General features: G+C 67.9%; 14 protein-coding genes. 10 read left to right on the forward strand and 4 right to left on the reverse strand.

From position 1 onward, the window contains the following. Window positions 1-7 precede the first annotated feature (7 nt). Genes AC069H_RS29775 through nudC form a run of 3 tightly spaced genes read left to right on the forward strand, consistent with a single transcriptional unit; the run spans window position 8 to window position 3,698 of the window. A complete protein-coding gene (locus tag AC069H_RS29775; protein WP_478234534.1) occupies window positions 8-1,312 on the forward strand; it encodes a M16 family metallopeptidase in 1,305 nt (434 codons plus the stop codon). Further along, complete coding sequence (locus tag AC069H_RS29780; protein ID WP_478234535.1) at window positions 1,309-2,685, forward strand: M16 family metallopeptidase; 1,377 nt, start codon at window positions 1,309-1,311, stop codon at window positions 2,683-2,685. The genes AC069H_RS29775 and AC069H_RS29780 overlap by 4 nt, the downstream gene beginning before the upstream one ends. Beyond that, the gene (gene nudC / locus AC069H_RS29785; protein ID WP_478234536.1) at window positions 2,685-3,698 is read left to right on the forward strand and encodes an NAD(+) diphosphatase; all 1,014 of its coding nucleotides are present in this window, start codon (window positions 2,685-2,687) and stop codon (window positions 3,696-3,698) included. The genes AC069H_RS29780 and nudC overlap by 1 nt, the downstream gene beginning before the upstream one ends. Window positions 3,699-4,021: 323 nt before the next feature. On the opposite strand, the gene AC069H_RS29790 is transcribed toward nudC, so the two are convergent. Both AC069H_RS29790 and AC069H_RS29795 read right to left on the reverse strand, forming a co-directional pair. Further along, complete coding sequence (locus tag AC069H_RS29790; protein WP_478234537.1) at window positions 4,022-4,384, reverse strand: hypothetical protein; 363 nt, start codon at window positions 4,382-4,384, stop codon at window positions 4,022-4,024. Beyond that, the gene (locus AC069H_RS29795; protein ID WP_478228438.1) at window positions 4,381-4,758 is read right to left on the reverse strand and encodes a TetR/AcrR family transcriptional regulator; all 378 of its coding nucleotides are present in this window, start codon (window positions 4,756-4,758) and stop codon (window positions 4,381-4,383) included. Before AC069H_RS29795 ends, AC069H_RS29790 begins: the two co-directional genes overlap by 4 nt. Window positions 4,759-5,092: 334 nt before the next feature. On the opposite strand from AC069H_RS29795, the gene AC069H_RS29800 reads away from it, so the two are divergent. The 7 genes from AC069H_RS29800 (at window position 5,093) to AC069H_RS29830 (ending at window position 12,378) form a co-directional block, all read left to right on the forward strand. Next, entirely contained in the window at window positions 5,093-5,335 is a 243-nt protein-coding gene (locus AC069H_RS29800) for a hypothetical protein (protein WP_478228439.1), read from the forward strand. 264 nt (window positions 5,336-5,599) lie between these two features. Next, window positions 5,600-6,850: an ROK family transcriptional regulator gene (locus AC069H_RS29805; protein WP_340688789.1), complete on the forward strand. Its 1,251-nt coding sequence runs from the start codon at window positions 5,600-5,602 to the stop codon at window positions 6,848-6,850. Between the two features lie 10 nt (window positions 6,851-6,860). Beyond that, a complete protein-coding gene (locus tag AC069H_RS29810) occupies window positions 6,861-8,243 on the forward strand; it encodes an extracellular solute-binding protein (RefSeq protein WP_478234538.1) in 1,383 nt (460 codons plus the stop codon). 4 nt (window positions 8,244-8,247) lie between these two features. After that, on the forward strand, window positions 8,248-9,237 hold the full coding sequence (locus AC069H_RS29815) for a carbohydrate ABC transporter permease (RefSeq protein ID WP_478228441.1): 990 nt from the start codon (window positions 8,248-8,250) through the stop codon (window positions 9,235-9,237). Beyond that, window positions 9,234-10,127, forward strand: a complete 894-nt coding sequence (locus AC069H_RS29820) for a carbohydrate ABC transporter permease (protein WP_478234539.1) — start codon at window positions 9,234-9,236, stop codon at window positions 10,125-10,127. The genes AC069H_RS29815 and AC069H_RS29820 overlap by 4 nt, the downstream gene beginning before the upstream one ends. Then, on the forward strand, window positions 10,124-11,389 hold the full coding sequence (locus tag AC069H_RS29825; RefSeq protein ID WP_340684376.1) for a 6-phospho-beta-glucosidase: 1,266 nt from the start codon (window positions 10,124-10,126) through the stop codon (window positions 11,387-11,389). Before AC069H_RS29820 ends, AC069H_RS29825 begins: the two co-directional genes overlap by 4 nt. Then, complete coding sequence (locus AC069H_RS29830; RefSeq protein WP_478228443.1) at window positions 11,374-12,378, forward strand: N-acetylglucosamine kinase; 1,005 nt, start codon at window positions 11,374-11,376, stop codon at window positions 12,376-12,378. Before AC069H_RS29825 ends, AC069H_RS29830 begins: the two co-directional genes overlap by 16 nt. A gap of 86 nt (window positions 12,379-12,464) precedes the next feature. On the opposite strand, the gene AC069H_RS29835 is transcribed toward AC069H_RS29830, so the two are convergent. Continuing rightward, window positions 12,465-12,989 (reverse strand): SRPBCC family protein, encoded by a 525-nt coding sequence (locus AC069H_RS29835; RefSeq protein ID WP_478234540.1) that lies wholly within the window; start codon window positions 12,987-12,989, stop codon window positions 12,465-12,467. Beyond that, window positions 12,986-13,327, reverse strand: coding sequence for an ArsR/SmtB family transcription factor (locus tag AC069H_RS29840; RefSeq protein ID WP_478234541.1), 342 nt, complete (start codon window positions 13,325-13,327; stop codon window positions 12,986-12,988). The genes AC069H_RS29835 and AC069H_RS29840 overlap by 4 nt, the downstream gene beginning before the upstream one ends. Window positions 13,328-13,369: the final 42 nt, after the last annotated feature.

The following is a 13,369-nucleotide window of genomic DNA, read 5'->3' on the forward strand; positions in this document are numbered from 1 at the left end:
GGTGCGCATGGCCGATCCCGAGCTTGTCCGATTCACCCTCGACAACGGTCTGCGCGTGGTGCTCGCGCCCGACGCGACCGCTCCGGTGGTGGGTGTCAGCGTCCACTACGACGTGGGCTTCCGTTCCGAGCCCGAAGGGCGCACCGGTTTCGCGCACCTCTTCGAGCATTTGATGTTCCAGGGGAGCGAGAGCCTGGAGAAGCTCGCGCACTTCCGGTACGTCCAGTCGAGTGGTGGCAGCTTCAACGGCTCCACCCATCCGGACTACACGGACTACTTCGAGGTCCTCCCCGCCGCGGCTCTCGAGCGCGCCCTGTTCCTCGAAGCGGACAGGATGCGGGCGCCGAAGCTGACGCGGGAGAACCTGGCCAACCAGATCGACGTGGTCAAGGAGGAGATCCGCCTCAACGTGCTGAACCGGCCGTACGGCGGGTTCCCGTGGATCCTGCTCCCGCCGGTGCTGTACTCCACGTTCCCCAACGCGCACAACGGTTACGGCGGTTTCGAGGATCTCGAACAGGCCACCCTCGACGACTGCGCGGCCTTCTTCGACACCTACTACTCGCCCGCCAACGCGGTGCTGACCGTCGCCGGTGACTTCACCGTCGAGGAGGCCCGCGAGCTGATCGAGAAGCACTTCGGCGACGTGCCGCACCGGCCCGCGCCGGAGCGTCCGTCGTTCGCCGAGCCCGCCCCCGAGGGCGAGCTGCGCGGCGAGCACGTGGACCCGCACGCCCCGCTGCCCGCGGTCGGCGTCGGCTACCGCATGCCGGATCCGATCAACGACCTCGACGGCTACCTGGCGAACCTCGTGCTCGCCGGCGTGCTGACCGACGGCGACGGCTCCCGCCTGCAGCAGCGCCTGGTGCACCGCGAGCCGCTGGTCGTCGACATCGGCGCGGGTGCCGGGCTGTTCGGGCCGTTCGAGGCCCGCGACCCGGACACGTTCACCATCACCGCGATCCACCCGCACGAGGTGAACACCGATCAGGTCCTCGCCGCGCTGGACGAGGAGCTGGAGAAGCTGGCGGCCACGCCGCCGGAGGACCACGAACTGAAGAAGGTCACCGCGCGCTGGGCCGCGAGCCTGCACTCCGAGCACGACAAGCTGGTGTCCCGCACGCTGGCCCTCGGCTCGTTCGAGCTGCTGTACGGCGACGCGTCGCTGGTGTACCGGCTCGCCGAGAAGATGTCGGCGGTCACCGCGGAAGCCGTTTCGGCGGCGGCGAAGGCACTGCGGCCGGACTCGCGCGCCGTCCTCGTCATCCGCCCCGGCAGTGGATCTTCAGACCAGGAAGGTACCGAGCAGTGAGCGCACCGCACCGCACCGCCGAGGAGATCGGCCGCACGGCCACCGGGCCTCGTCCGGTCCCGCCGCTGGGGACACAGCGCGCCGCCGCCGATCTGTCCCATGTGGACAGCACGCTGAGCAACGGGTTGCGGGTGCTCGCCGTCCGCAAGCCCACCGTGCCGCTGGTCGAGCTGCGCGTCTGGATCCCGTTCGCCGGTGACGACAAGTTGCACCCGGCCACCGCCGAGGTGCTGGCCGAAACCCTGCTGACCGGCACCGCCCGCCGCGACCGCATCGAGATCGACGCGGATCTGGCGCTGATCGGCGGTGACCTCGCGTCCGGCGTCGACCCGGAGCGCCTGGCCATCACCGGTACCTCGCTGGCCGACGGCCTGCCGACGATGCTCGACGTCCTCGCCGACGCGCTCACCGGCGCCTCGTACGCGGACGCCGAGGTCGAGCGGGAACGCGAGCGGCTCATCGAGCGGATCGCCGTCTCCCGCACCCAGCCGAGGACGATCGCCCGCGAGGCGCTGCAGAAGCACCGTTACGGTGACCACCCCGCGGTGCGCGAGGTCCCGCAGGCCGAAGACGTGGCCGTCGTGACGCCGGAACAGGTTCGCGCGCTGCACCGGGCTTCGGTGCTGCCGCGGGGATCCGTGCTGGTGATCGTCGGCGACATCGACCCGGAGACCGTCATCGGCGACCTGGAGAAGGCGTTCGGCGGCTGGGCTTCGGACCGCTCCGCCGTCCGCCTGCCCGCGCTGCCCGAACTCGCCGGCGGCAACGTCCTGCTGGTGCCGCGCGCCGGTGCCGTGCAGTCGCAGATCCGGCTGTCCGCGCAGAGCGTGTCGCGCACGGACCCGCGGTACCCGGCGCTGCAGCTGGCGAACCTCGTGTACGGCGGGTACTTCTCGTCGCGGCTGGTCGAGAACATCCGTGAGGACAAGGGTTACACCTACAGCGCGCACTCCGGATTCGAGTTCACCGACCAGACCGCCGTGGTGAACGTCGACGCGGACACCGCGACCGACGCGACCGCGGCCGCGCTCATGGAGACGCGGTACGAGCTGGCCAGGCTCGGTCTCGTGCCGCCGACCGCCGACGAGGTCGAGTCGGTGCGGCAGTACGCGATCGGCTCGCTGGTCACGGCGGCGTCGTCGCAAGGAGGCCTGGCCGCCCAGCTGTCCGCGCTCGCCGCGACGGGGCTGGGCGTCGAATGGCTCGCCGGGCATCCGGAGCGCCTCGCCGCGGTCACCGCCGAAGAAGTGGCGAACGCGGCGCTGGAGTTCTTCGCGCCCAAGCGGTTCACCGGTGTCGTCGTCGGCGACGCCGATGTCCTCGCGCCGAAGCTGACGGCGCTGGGCGACGTGGCCATCGGGGAGCCCGCCTGATGGAGACACCGTTCGGGTTGGGGGCGCTCCCGACGCTTTCGCGCTCCACGGCGGACCGTCAGGAATCCTTGCGCACCAACCCGGACAGGCTCGCCGAGCGCTGGCCGAACGCCAGGATCGTGTTGCTCGACGAGCACGCGCGCACCCCGGTGGTGGAGGGTTCCGGCGTGCTCGCGACCCGCAAGTCGCAGGACTTCGGCACCGAGCCGCCCGCGGACGCGGTCTTCCTGGGGGAGTGGCAGGGCACCGACTACTGGTCGATGCCCGGCCGCCCCGCCGGGGAGACCGAGACCGTCGAAATGGCGGGCAGCTGGGGTGTCGTGGAACAAGTCCAGCGCCGCGACGGCGAGATCTGGGTCGACCTGCGCGGCTACGGTGACCTGCTCGACGACACGTCGGCCGGGCTGTTCACCACCGCGCAGGCGCTGCAGGCGTGGCGGCGGCAGGCGAAGTTCTGCACGCGCTGCGGCAGCCCGACCGAGCTGATCCAGCTGGGCTGGGCGAGCAAGTGCACCGGCTGCGGCAGTGAGGAGTACCCGCGCACCGACCCGGCGGTGATCTGCCTCGTGCACGACGACGCCGGCGTCAACGGCGAGCACGTCCTGCTGGCGCGGCAGCCGATCTGGCCGCCGGACCGGTACTCGATCCTCGCCGGTTTCGTCGAGGCGGGGGAGTCACTCGAAGGGTGTGTCGAGCGGGAGATCCGCGAAGAGGTCGGCGTCGAGGTGCGCGATGTGCGCTATCTCGGCAGCCAGCCGTGGCCGTTCCCGCGGTCGATCATGCTCGGTTTCACCGCCAGGGCCGACATCTCTTCGACGATCGTGCCCGCGGAGGGCGAGATCGAAGAGGCGTTCTGGGTTTCGCGCGAGGAGGTGCGGGCCGCTTTCGCGAACAGTCAGCTGCGGAACGCGGGCGCCGTGCCGACGCCGATCGCCGGCGGTACGCGGCAGCTGGTGCTGCCGGGGAACTCGTCGATCGCGCGCGTGATGCTGGCGGCCTGGGCCGGGGTCTGACGTCTGGCGGGTAGCAAGGGACCTTGCTACCGCTGGGTGCCGGGCCGCGGTGAGCCAGCGTGTGTAGGTAGCTCCTTGGAATCCGGTTGCGGTTGATCCCACGGACTGTCCCCAATGTCACATTGGGGACACTGAGCCCTATCGCTCCTGCCTCCATGCGGAACTGCCTATGTAGGTATGAACCGCAGATCTAGTCGCGCGGTGGGTCGCCGCGTTCGCCCCACCCGCACCAGCAGTCACAACGGCTGCGCGTGAAGGCCCCCTTCCCTCGGCTCAGCCGAGGAAACTCGACCTTCACACCTTGCTGTACTCAGGCAGGTCGGTCAGGCGACCGCGATCGCGTTGTTGACCGCGGTGACGGTCTCGGCGGGATCGTCGACCGTGAGCACGAGGCGGTTGAAGTCCTCGGCCTCGTCGAGGGTGATGACGACCGTGCGGTCGAACCCGGAGACGTTCCAGAACTGCCGGTCGCCGTCGGCGTGAAAGGTGCCGGCGGGCTTGCCGGGGATCCGGAGACCCGGTCCGCGCCAGCCCTTCGGCTCGTCGCGCATCCCTGGGTCGTGTGTCGCGCCGCGTACGTGGGCGAGCGGGAATTCGAGCCGCCGGGTGAATGACCAGACCTTGTCGATCCCCACGGGTTCGACCACGAGCCGGTCTCCGCTGATGGTGACACGGTTGTTGCTCATGCCTTTTTTCCTTCGTCGTCGAAGTCCTGGACGCGGGCGCGGGCCAGCAGCCGTCGTCCCAGCTGGTCGGGGGTCGCCCCGAGGTTCTGGATGACGGCCCGCGCCCGGACGCGCAGCCGCTGGTCGGTGGGTGCCAGTTCGAGCAGCGCGACCAGCAGGATGTCGAGCTGCTCGTCGCGGTCCGCGGCGACGTGTTCCAGCACACGGGCGAACAAGCCGTGCTTGCTGCCGAACGCGCCGTAGAGGCTTCCCCGGTGGACACCCGTCGCCTCGACGAGGTGATCGACCGAAGTCGCGTTGTATCCCCGCTGCCGGAAGACCGCCGCCGCGGCTTCGATCGCTGTCGTCTCGTCGAACTGGCGTGGTCGGGCCATGGGTTTGAGAATAGTCATTCAAGAATGACTGGTCAAGAACTTCGTATCGGCCACCCTCCGTGCCGGTACGTATACCCACTGTGCGAAACACGGCAAGCGTTACCTCCTGACGATTTCGGGAGGACTGAAGTCACCTTCGCCGTGGGCGCGGTGTTGCGAAAGCCGCTTTCGCAACACCTCATGAGGCCGCAAGGCGACCGCCGCCGGTTCGCAGGCCGCAGGGGCAGACGTCGAGCCCCGGCGAAGGTTGGTGATTCGCCCTCAAGGCGGTGACGTGTCCGCTATTCTCTTGCTGTCCGTTTCAGGACCATCGAGTTAGGACACTGGGGAAAACATGAAGAACACCTTGCGGCGGCTTGCCGTCGCCGGAGCCGCTGTCGCGGCCTTCGCCTCGATCAGCGCCGTGACCGCGGGAGCGGCGCAGGCCTCGGACTACGAGTATTTCGGTACGTACAGCAAAGAGGACTGCGGGATCACCGGCCACCATGGCCAGATCGCCGGGGACTGGGACGGGTGGATGTGCTACCCCACCTCGCTTCCCTGGGAGTGGGATCTGTACGTGCAGCCCAACTTCTGATCCACCACCGCGTTGCCGAAGGGCCGCTCGGGAGGCGTTGAACCTCCTGAGCGGCCCTTTGTCGTTACTTACCAGGCAAGTCCGCCGCGCGAACACCCTCCGCGTCGGTACGCGTACCCACTGTGCGGAACACACCAAGCGTTACCTCCCTGTTTCCCCGCGCCGTTGACGGCTGTGGCTCGGCTCACTACAGTCCCCGGAAACCGTCTGTAAAGTTTCCTAACGAAGTCGGGAGCGAGCCAAGTGCGAGCCGGCAGTCCGCGAATGCTGCGCGAGATCAACGATCGCGCGGCCATCGAGGTCCTCCTCAGGGACGGTCCTCTGACGCGCTCCGAGCTCGAGGTCGCCATCGGCCTGTCGAAGCCCGCGACGGCGCAGCTGCTCACTCGGCTCGAACAGGACGACGTTGTCACCAAGGCGGGCGTCCGCGGCGGGGGCCGCGGCCCGAGGGCGCAGCTTTGGCAGGTCAACGGTGGTGTCGCCTACGTCGCGGCCGTGGACCTGACTCCGCGGCAGGCCGACTTCGTGGTCGCCGACGTCTCAGGCGCGGTGCTCGCCGAGTACCAGGTCCCGCTGCCGGTCCACGAGGGCGCGGACGTCGTCGGCACGTTCGGCGCGGCGCTCACCCACGTCGCGAACAGCGCCGGTCTCGCCGCCACCGATCTCCGCCACGTCGTCATCGGCGCCCAAGGTGCCTTCGATCCCCGCACCGGCTTGCTCTCCTCGGCGCCCCACATCCCCGGCTGGCTCGGTTTCGACGTGCCGCGCAGGCTCAGCCGCGAGCTCGGCGTCGAGGTCACCATCGAGAACGACGTCAACCTCGTCGCGATCGTCGAGATGACCGTCGGCCAGGCCGTCGGGCTCGACGACTTCGTGATGATCTGGCTCAGCGACGGCGTCGGCGGCGCGGTGGTGGTCGGCCGCAGACTGTTGCGCGGCGCGACCGGCGGTGGCGGCGAGATCGACTGGATGCGCGTTCCCGATCCGGTTTCCGTTGCCACGCCGAGGGAGAAGCCTCGCGCGGGAGATCGTTTCGGTGATCTCGTCGCCTCTCCGGCCGTCGTCGAGCTGGCCGCCGCGCACGGCATCGTGGCCGAAACCGGCGCGGACGCCGTCGCCAAGGCTCGGGAAAGCCACAACGAAGCCTTCCTCGACGACCTCGCCCGCCGTGTCGCGGGCGGAGCGGCAGGCCTGATCGCGGTCGTCGACCCCGAACTCGTGCTGCTTTCCGGCGACACCAGCCGGGCCGGTGGCGACGAATTCGCCGCACTGGTCGCGCGAAGGCTGCACGAACTGGTCCTGCCCCGCACCCCCGTCGGGGTCGCTTCGGTGCAGGGCAACGCGGTCCGCGCGGGCGCGCTCCAATCGGCGCTCGCCACCGTCCGCCGGGACGTCTTCGGCGTCAACACCCCTTCGCTCCTCGGGCCCGGGCGGTCCGGGGCGGGAGAGCCAAATCCGATCGTGGCGATCCCGGATTCACGAACAGAACCACCGTCTCCCGCCCCAACCAACTAGGAGGAGGGTCATGAGTTCCACGACCCAGGTTCGGAGAAGCGGCCGCCGTCGGCGCGGCTCGATAGTGCTCGGCGCGGTCACCGTCGCCGCACTGGTGTCCGCTTGTTCGGGCGCCGCAAGCGGCCCGAGCGGTGGGGCGGGCGACGCGGCGGCCGCCCCCGCTGCGGACGCGAAGCTCACGCTGACCGTCTACAGCAAGTTCACCGACCGCGAATACAACGTGGTCACCGCGGGGCTCAACAAGCTCAAGGCGAAGTTCCCGAACATCGAGATCAAGCACGAGGGCCAGCAGGACGACGACAAGATCACCCAGTCCATCCGCGGTGGCAATCCGCCGGACGTGGCGATCTCGTTCTTCACCGACAACCTCGGCGCGTGGTGCTCGACGGGCAGTTTCCAGGATCTCAAGCCTTACATCGACCGCGACAAGATCGACCTGACGCAGATCCCCGACGCGGTCCGTAGCTACACCGAATACCAGGGCAAGCGCTGCGCCATGCCGTTGCTCGCCGACGTCTACGGCTTCTACTACAACAAGGACATGTTCGCGGCGAAGGGCGTCACGTCGCCGCCGAAGACGACCTCGGAACTGTTCGAGGCCACCAAGAAGCTGACCGAGTTCAACGCGGACGGCTCCATCAAGGTCGCCGGCTTCCTGCCGTCGATGCCGTTCTACGCCAACATGGCGCAGTACTGGGCCCCGAACTTCGGCGCCACCTACCTCGGCCCCGACGGCCAGTCGCACCTCGCCGACAGCCCCGAGTGGAAGGCGATGTTCGACTTCCAGAAGCAACTGGTGGACTTCTACGGCGGCCACGCCAAGGTCGAGCAGTTCAAGGCCGGTCTCGGTGAGGAGTACTCGGCGGACCACGGTTTCCAGCGCGGCAAGCTCGCGATGATGATCGACGGCGAGTACCGCACCGCGTTCATCAAGGACCAGGCGCCGCAGCTCAAGTTCGGCACGGCGGCCCCGCCGGTGCTCGACAGCAAGCCCGACCGCTACGGCGGCGCGTTCACCACGGGCACGATCATCGCGATCCCCAAGGGCGCCAAGAACGCCGGTGCGGCCTGGGAACTGATCAAGCAGGTCACCCTCGACACGTCGACGCTGGTCGAGCTGTCGAACGGCCTGAAGAACGTCCCGAGCACCAAGGCCGCGCTGACCGACCCGAAGCTCGAGGTCACGCCGGAGTTCAAGACGTTCCTCGACCTGTACAACGGTGGCAAGCTGACGCCGAACCCGTCGACCCCGATCGGCGACGCGCACCTCAAGGCGGTCAACGACTTCGCCGAGAAGTGGCAGGCGGGCAACGTCCCGGACATGGTCGCGGGTCTGAAGCAGGTCGACGCTCAGATCAACGACGAGCTGGCCCAGAAGCGCGCCGGCGGCTGATCGCATGACTTCGACCCTGGATTCCAGGGCGGTCGCCTCCCCTTCCGCGTCCACCCGGACGCGGAAGGGGAACACGGCGCGCCGCCGTCGCACCGTCTTCTACTTCATCGCCCCGGCGATGCTCGGTTTCCTGATCTTCTTTGGCTACCCGCTGATCGCCACGGTGTACTACTCGTTCACCCGGTACGACCTGATCAACGCGCCGGAGTTCATCGGCTTCGACAACTACGTCCGGATGTTCACCAGCGAGCCGCTGGTCGGCACCGCCGCGTACAACACGTTGTGGCTGGTGATCGTCCTGACCGTCTGCCGGGTGGTGTTCGCGCTCGGCGTGGCCTCGGTCATCTCCCGGCTGAAGTCGGGTGTCGGCCTGGTCCGGACGCTGTGCTACCTGCCTTCGCTGGCCCCGCCGGCGGCGGCGACCCTGGCCTTCGTGTTCCTGTTCAACCCGGAATACGGCCCGGTCAACGCGTTCCTGGACTTCGTCGGCATCGACGGCGGGCTGTGGTTCAACGACCCGGCGATGTCGAAGCCGGCGCTGACCCTGCTGGTGATGTGGGGTTCGGGCGAGCTGATGATCATCATCCTGGCGGCGTTGCTCGATGTGCCGCAGGAGCAGTACGAGGCCGCCGAACTCGACGGCGCCGGGCCGATCCGCCGGTTCTGGCATGTCACGCTGCCGTCGATCTCGCCGGTGCTGCTGTTCGGCATCGTCAACTCGATCATCTTCGCGTTGCAGTTCTTCACGCAGGCGATCGTCGCGGGATCGGCCGCGGCGGGCGCGGCCGACGTCGCGGGCAACACGAAGTTCATCGGCGCACCACAGAACTCGACGCTGACCTATCCGGTTTGGCTGTACGTCCAGGGGTTCCGGTACTTCAACATGGGTTACGCGGCGGCGATGGCGGTCCTGCTGTTCATCGTCTCGGCCGGGTTCACCTGGATTCTCGTGCGGCAGCTTCGTAAGTCCCAGCATCAGGAGGAGGGGGCATGACGACACTCGCCGAACGGCGGCCCACCGCCCCGGCTTCCGAACCGCCGAAGGTGCGGATGCGGCGCCAATGGGACAAGAAGCTCTACTGGATCGCGACGCACAGCGTGGGCATCGCGATGGGCGTGATCTTCATGCTGCCCATCCTGTTCGTGTTCCTCACCGCGGTGATGTCCAGCGACCAGGCGCTTTCGTCGAACTTCTGGCCGACGGAATGGCATTTCGAGAACTTCATCGAGGTCTTCGAAAAGGCGCCGCTGCTGCGGTACTTCGGCAACAGCATGCTGTATTCGACGCTGGCCACCGTCGGTGCGCTCGTCTCGGCGATCCCGGCCGCGTACGCGCTTTCGAAGCTGAAGTTCCGCGGGCAGAACCTGTTCTTCATGCTGACCGTCGCCGCGATGATGCTGCCCCCGCAGGTCACCGTCGTGCCGTTGTACGACCTGTGGGTGCGGCTCGGGTTCACCGGGACACTGATCCCGTTGATCGCGCCGTACTTCTTCTTCGACGCGTTCTCGATCTTCCTGCTGCGGCAGTTCTTCCTCACCATTCCGAAGGACTACCTCGAAGCGGCGAAGATCGACGGCTGCAACGAATTCAAGGCGATGGTCAAGGTGCTGATCCCGATGGCGAAGCCGGGGATCGCGGCCACCGCGATGTTCTGCTTCCTGTTCACCTGGAACGACTATTTCGGTCCGCTGCTCTACACGGGTGAGACCCGGGACAGCTGGCCGCTTTCGCTGGCGATCGCGTCGTTCCGCGGCATGCACCACGTGGAATGGAACCTCACCATGGCGGCCACCGCGCTGATCATGCTGCCGGTGATCGTGTTGTTCGTGTTCGCGCAGAAGTCCTTCGTCAAGGGCATCACATTCACAGGGGTCAAGGGATGAAACTGGCAGTCGTCGGTGGTGGGTCCACGTACACGCCCGAGCTGATCGACGGGATCGCCGGACGGCGGTCCACTTTGGACGTCGACGAGATCGTGCTGATCGATCCGGACGCGTACCGGGTGGAGGCGGTCGGGGACTTCAGCAACCGCTTGCTGAGCCACGCCGGGCATCCGGCGCGGGTGCGCACCACGTCGAGTCTCGAAGAGGGCGTCGACGGGGCGTCGGCGGTGCTGATCCAGCTGCGGGTCGGTGGGCAGCGCGCGCGGCGCGGGGACGAGACGTTCCCGCACGCCTGTGGCTGTGTCGGACAGGAGACCACGGGCGCGGGCGGCCTCGCGAAGGCGCTGCGCACCGTTCCGGTGGTGCTCGACATCGCCGACAGGGTAAGGAAGATCGCCGGGGACGACACCTGGATCGTCAACTTCACCAACCCGGTCGGCATCGTCACCCGGGCGCTGCTGAACGAGGGCCACCGTGCCGTCGGGCTGTGCAACGTCGCGATCCACCTCCAGCGCACGTTCGCGCATCTGCTCGGTGCCGGCGTCGACGACGTCAAACTCGTCCACACCGGACTGAACCACCTGAGCTGGGAACGGAAGGTGCTCGTCAACGGCGAGGACCGGCTGCCCGAATTGCTCGCGGAACACGCGGAATTCCTCGGCGAGCACGTGACCGCGCCGGTCGAGTGGATGCGGCGGATGAACGTCGTGCCGTCGTACTACCTGAAGTACTACTACGGGCACGACGAGCAGGTCACGAAGCAGCGCACCGAGCGGCCGCGCGCGGACGTCGTCAGCGATGTCGAGGAGGAACTGCTGAAGGTCTACCTCGACCCGGAGGTGGTGACCAAACCGGAGCAGCTGGAAAAGCGGGGCGGTGCCTACTATTCCGAGGCCGCGGTGCAGCTCGTGCACGCGCTCACCTCGGGTGGCCCGGCGGAGGAGCACGTCGTCAACGTCCGCAACGAAGGCACTTTCGACTTCCTGCCGGACGACGCCGTCATCGAGGTACCGTCCCTTGTGGACGGTAATGGGCCGCGTCCGATCCCGCAGCCGCCGGTCGAGCAGCGGTTCGCCGGGCTCATCGCCGGGGTGACCGCGTACGAGCACCTCGCGCTGGAGGCGGCGATCAAGGGCGGCCGCGATCGGGTGGCCGACGCGCTGCTCGCGCATCCGCTGGTCGGCCAGTACACCAAGGCGGATCAGCTCGCCGACACGCTGGTGCGGACCAACCGTGAGTTCCTGCCGTGGGCGGGGGCATGACGGCCGGCTCACAGGACGTCGTCGTCGCGATCGACGGCGGCAACAGCAAGACCGACGTCCTGATCGTCTCCCGGGACGGACGGGTGCTCGGACAGTCGCGAGGGCCGGGCGCGTCCCCGCAGAACATCGGGGTCGACGGCAGCGTCCAGGCGCTGGAGAAGCTGGTCCTGGAAGCCCTTCGCGGGGCAGGGCTTCCCGGCGAACGTCCTTTCGCGACACATACGTCCGCCTATCTCGCGGGGCTGGATTTCCCGCAGGAGGAAGCGATCCTGCACGCCGCGCTGGCGGCGCGCGGCTGGAGCGACACGCTGATCGTCGGCAACGACACGCTCGCGCTGCTGCGCGCGGGGAGTTCCGACGGGACAGGGGTGGCGGTGGTGTGCGGCGCCGGGATCAACGGCGCCGGCGTCAGCGCCGACGGACGTGAGCACCGGTTTCCCGCGCTGGGCAAGATCTCCGGCGACTGGGGCGGCGGCTACCGGCTCGGCGAGGAGGTGCTGTGGTGGGCCGTCCGCGCCGAGGACGGCAGGGGCCCCGGCACGGCTTTGAAAGCCGCGGTCACTGCGCACTTCAAGACGTCTTCGGTGCTGGAAGTGGTGGAGCGCCTGCACTTCGGGGAGCTGCACTCCGATTCGATCCACACCCTCTGCCCGCTGCTGTTCGCCGTCGCGGCGGGCGGCGACGAGGTGGCGCAGGACGTGGTCGACCGGTTCGTCGAAGAGGTCGCCCTGCTGGTCTCGGTCATCCTGCGGCGGCTGGAGCTCACCGAGCAAGCACCTGAAGTCATCCTCGGCGGGGGAGTGCTGACCGGGGTCGGCGCGCAGGTGATCGCGGAGATCGAGCGGCGGTGCCTGAAGGTGGCGCCGCAGGCCTCGATCCAGGTGGTCGACGTGGCCCCCGTGGTCGGCGCGGCACTTTTCGCCCTCGACACCATCGGTGCGTCCGATACCGCCAAAGCCGCGCTGAAGGCCGCCACGAAGCGGGTCTGACGGGTCAAAGCTCGTGAGTGGTAAGGACGGTTCTAACCGTCCTTACCACTCACGAGAACGCAGGACCTTTCGTGTCGGTGCGTGGGTCAGGAAGCGGTGGGGACGAGCGGCTCGTCCGTCTCCAGCAGCGTCTTGAGGTCCGACAGGATCCACGGCCAGCCGCCACCGGCGTTCTCGCCCGGTCCGGCGTTGATGTCCTCCTGGGAGCCGTTGATCAGCGCGGCCGTCGTGGGCGCGCCGGTGACGTCGTGGGTGACGGTCAGCCGGGTGCCCGCGGTCTTCGTCTCTTCGATCTCGTAGGTGAGCTTGGTGTACGGCTCCTTGTCGAAGGACGGGTCCATCAGCAGCTTCCAGGTGATGACCAGTTTGCGAGGTGGATCGACCTCGAGGACCTCGCCGTCGACCAGGTCGTTCGTGAACCCCGCCTCGACGTATTCCGGCGTGGGGTGGGTGACGTGCTTGCCGCCCGGCCGCAGGTCGAAGTCGACGAGGCCGGTGTAGCCGTACTTCCGCGACCATTCGGGCTTCGTGATCGCGTCCCAGATCTTCTCCGGGGTGGCCTTGATGTAGACCCGGTAGACCTGGGTGGCGGCGATGGTGGTTTCGGTCATGACGGCTCCTCGTTTTCGAGATCGGGGACTTCGAGTTCGGCTTTGAGGTCGAGCAACGCGGTCACGTTGCGCTCGGTGAACTTGTCGATCCACCGGTCGTGGATCTGCCGGATCGGTACCGGGTTGAGGAAGTGCTTCTTCTCCCGGCCCTCCTTGCGCGTGACGACAAGTCCGGCTTCTTCCAGCAGTTTCAAATGCTTCATCACGCCGAACCGGCTCATGTCCACTTCGGACTCGAGATCGGTCAGCGTGCGGCCGTCACGCGTGAACAACTGGTCGAGCAGGAACCGGCGGGTCGGATCCGCCAGGGCCTTGAAAACCAGGTCGTCGTCGGGCACATCGAAAGGATAGGTGACCAAAAGGTCACGTGTCAACCGGAA

Source organism: Amycolatopsis sp. NPDC043887, assembly GCF_056435665.1.

What these genes read in the sequence shown, in the direction of transcription:
- AC069H_RS29805 (WP_340688789.1), top strand. Translation starts at nt 5,600, where the DNA reads ATGCTGCGCGAGATCAACGATCGCGCGGCCATCGAGGTCCTCCTCAGG.
- AC069H_RS29810 (WP_478234538.1), top strand. Translation starts at nt 6,861, where the DNA reads ATGAGTTCCACGACCCAGGTTCGGAGAAGCGGCCGCCGTCGGCGCGGC.
- AC069H_RS29800 (WP_478228439.1), top strand. Translation starts at nt 5,093, where the DNA reads ATGAAGAACACCTTGCGGCGGCTTGCCGTCGCCGGAGCCGCTGTCGCG.
- AC069H_RS29790 (WP_478234537.1), bottom strand. Translation starts at nt 4,384, where the DNA reads ATGAGCAACAACCGTGTCACCATCAGCGGAGACCGGCTCGTGGTCGAA.
- AC069H_RS29795 (WP_478228438.1), bottom strand. Translation starts at nt 4,758, where the DNA reads ATGGCCCGACCACGCCAGTTCGACGAGACGACAGCGATCGAAGCCGCG.
- AC069H_RS29775 (WP_478234534.1), top strand. Translation starts at nt 8, where the DNA reads ATGGCCGATCCCGAGCTTGTCCGATTCACCCTCGACAACGGTCTGCGC.
- AC069H_RS29835 (WP_478234540.1), bottom strand. Translation starts at nt 12,989, where the DNA reads ATGACCGAAACCACCATCGCCGCCACCCAGGTCTACCGGGTCTACATC.
- AC069H_RS29820 (WP_478234539.1), top strand. Translation starts at nt 9,234, where the DNA reads ATGACGACACTCGCCGAACGGCGGCCCACCGCCCCGGCTTCCGAACCG.
- AC069H_RS29825 (WP_340684376.1), top strand. Translation starts at nt 10,124, where the DNA reads ATGAAACTGGCAGTCGTCGGTGGTGGGTCCACGTACACGCCCGAGCTG.
- AC069H_RS29815 (WP_478228441.1), top strand. Translation starts at nt 8,248, where the DNA reads ATGACTTCGACCCTGGATTCCAGGGCGGTCGCCTCCCCTTCCGCGTCC.
- nudC (WP_478234536.1), top strand. Translation starts at nt 2,685, where the DNA reads ATGGAGACACCGTTCGGGTTGGGGGCGCTCCCGACGCTTTCGCGCTCC.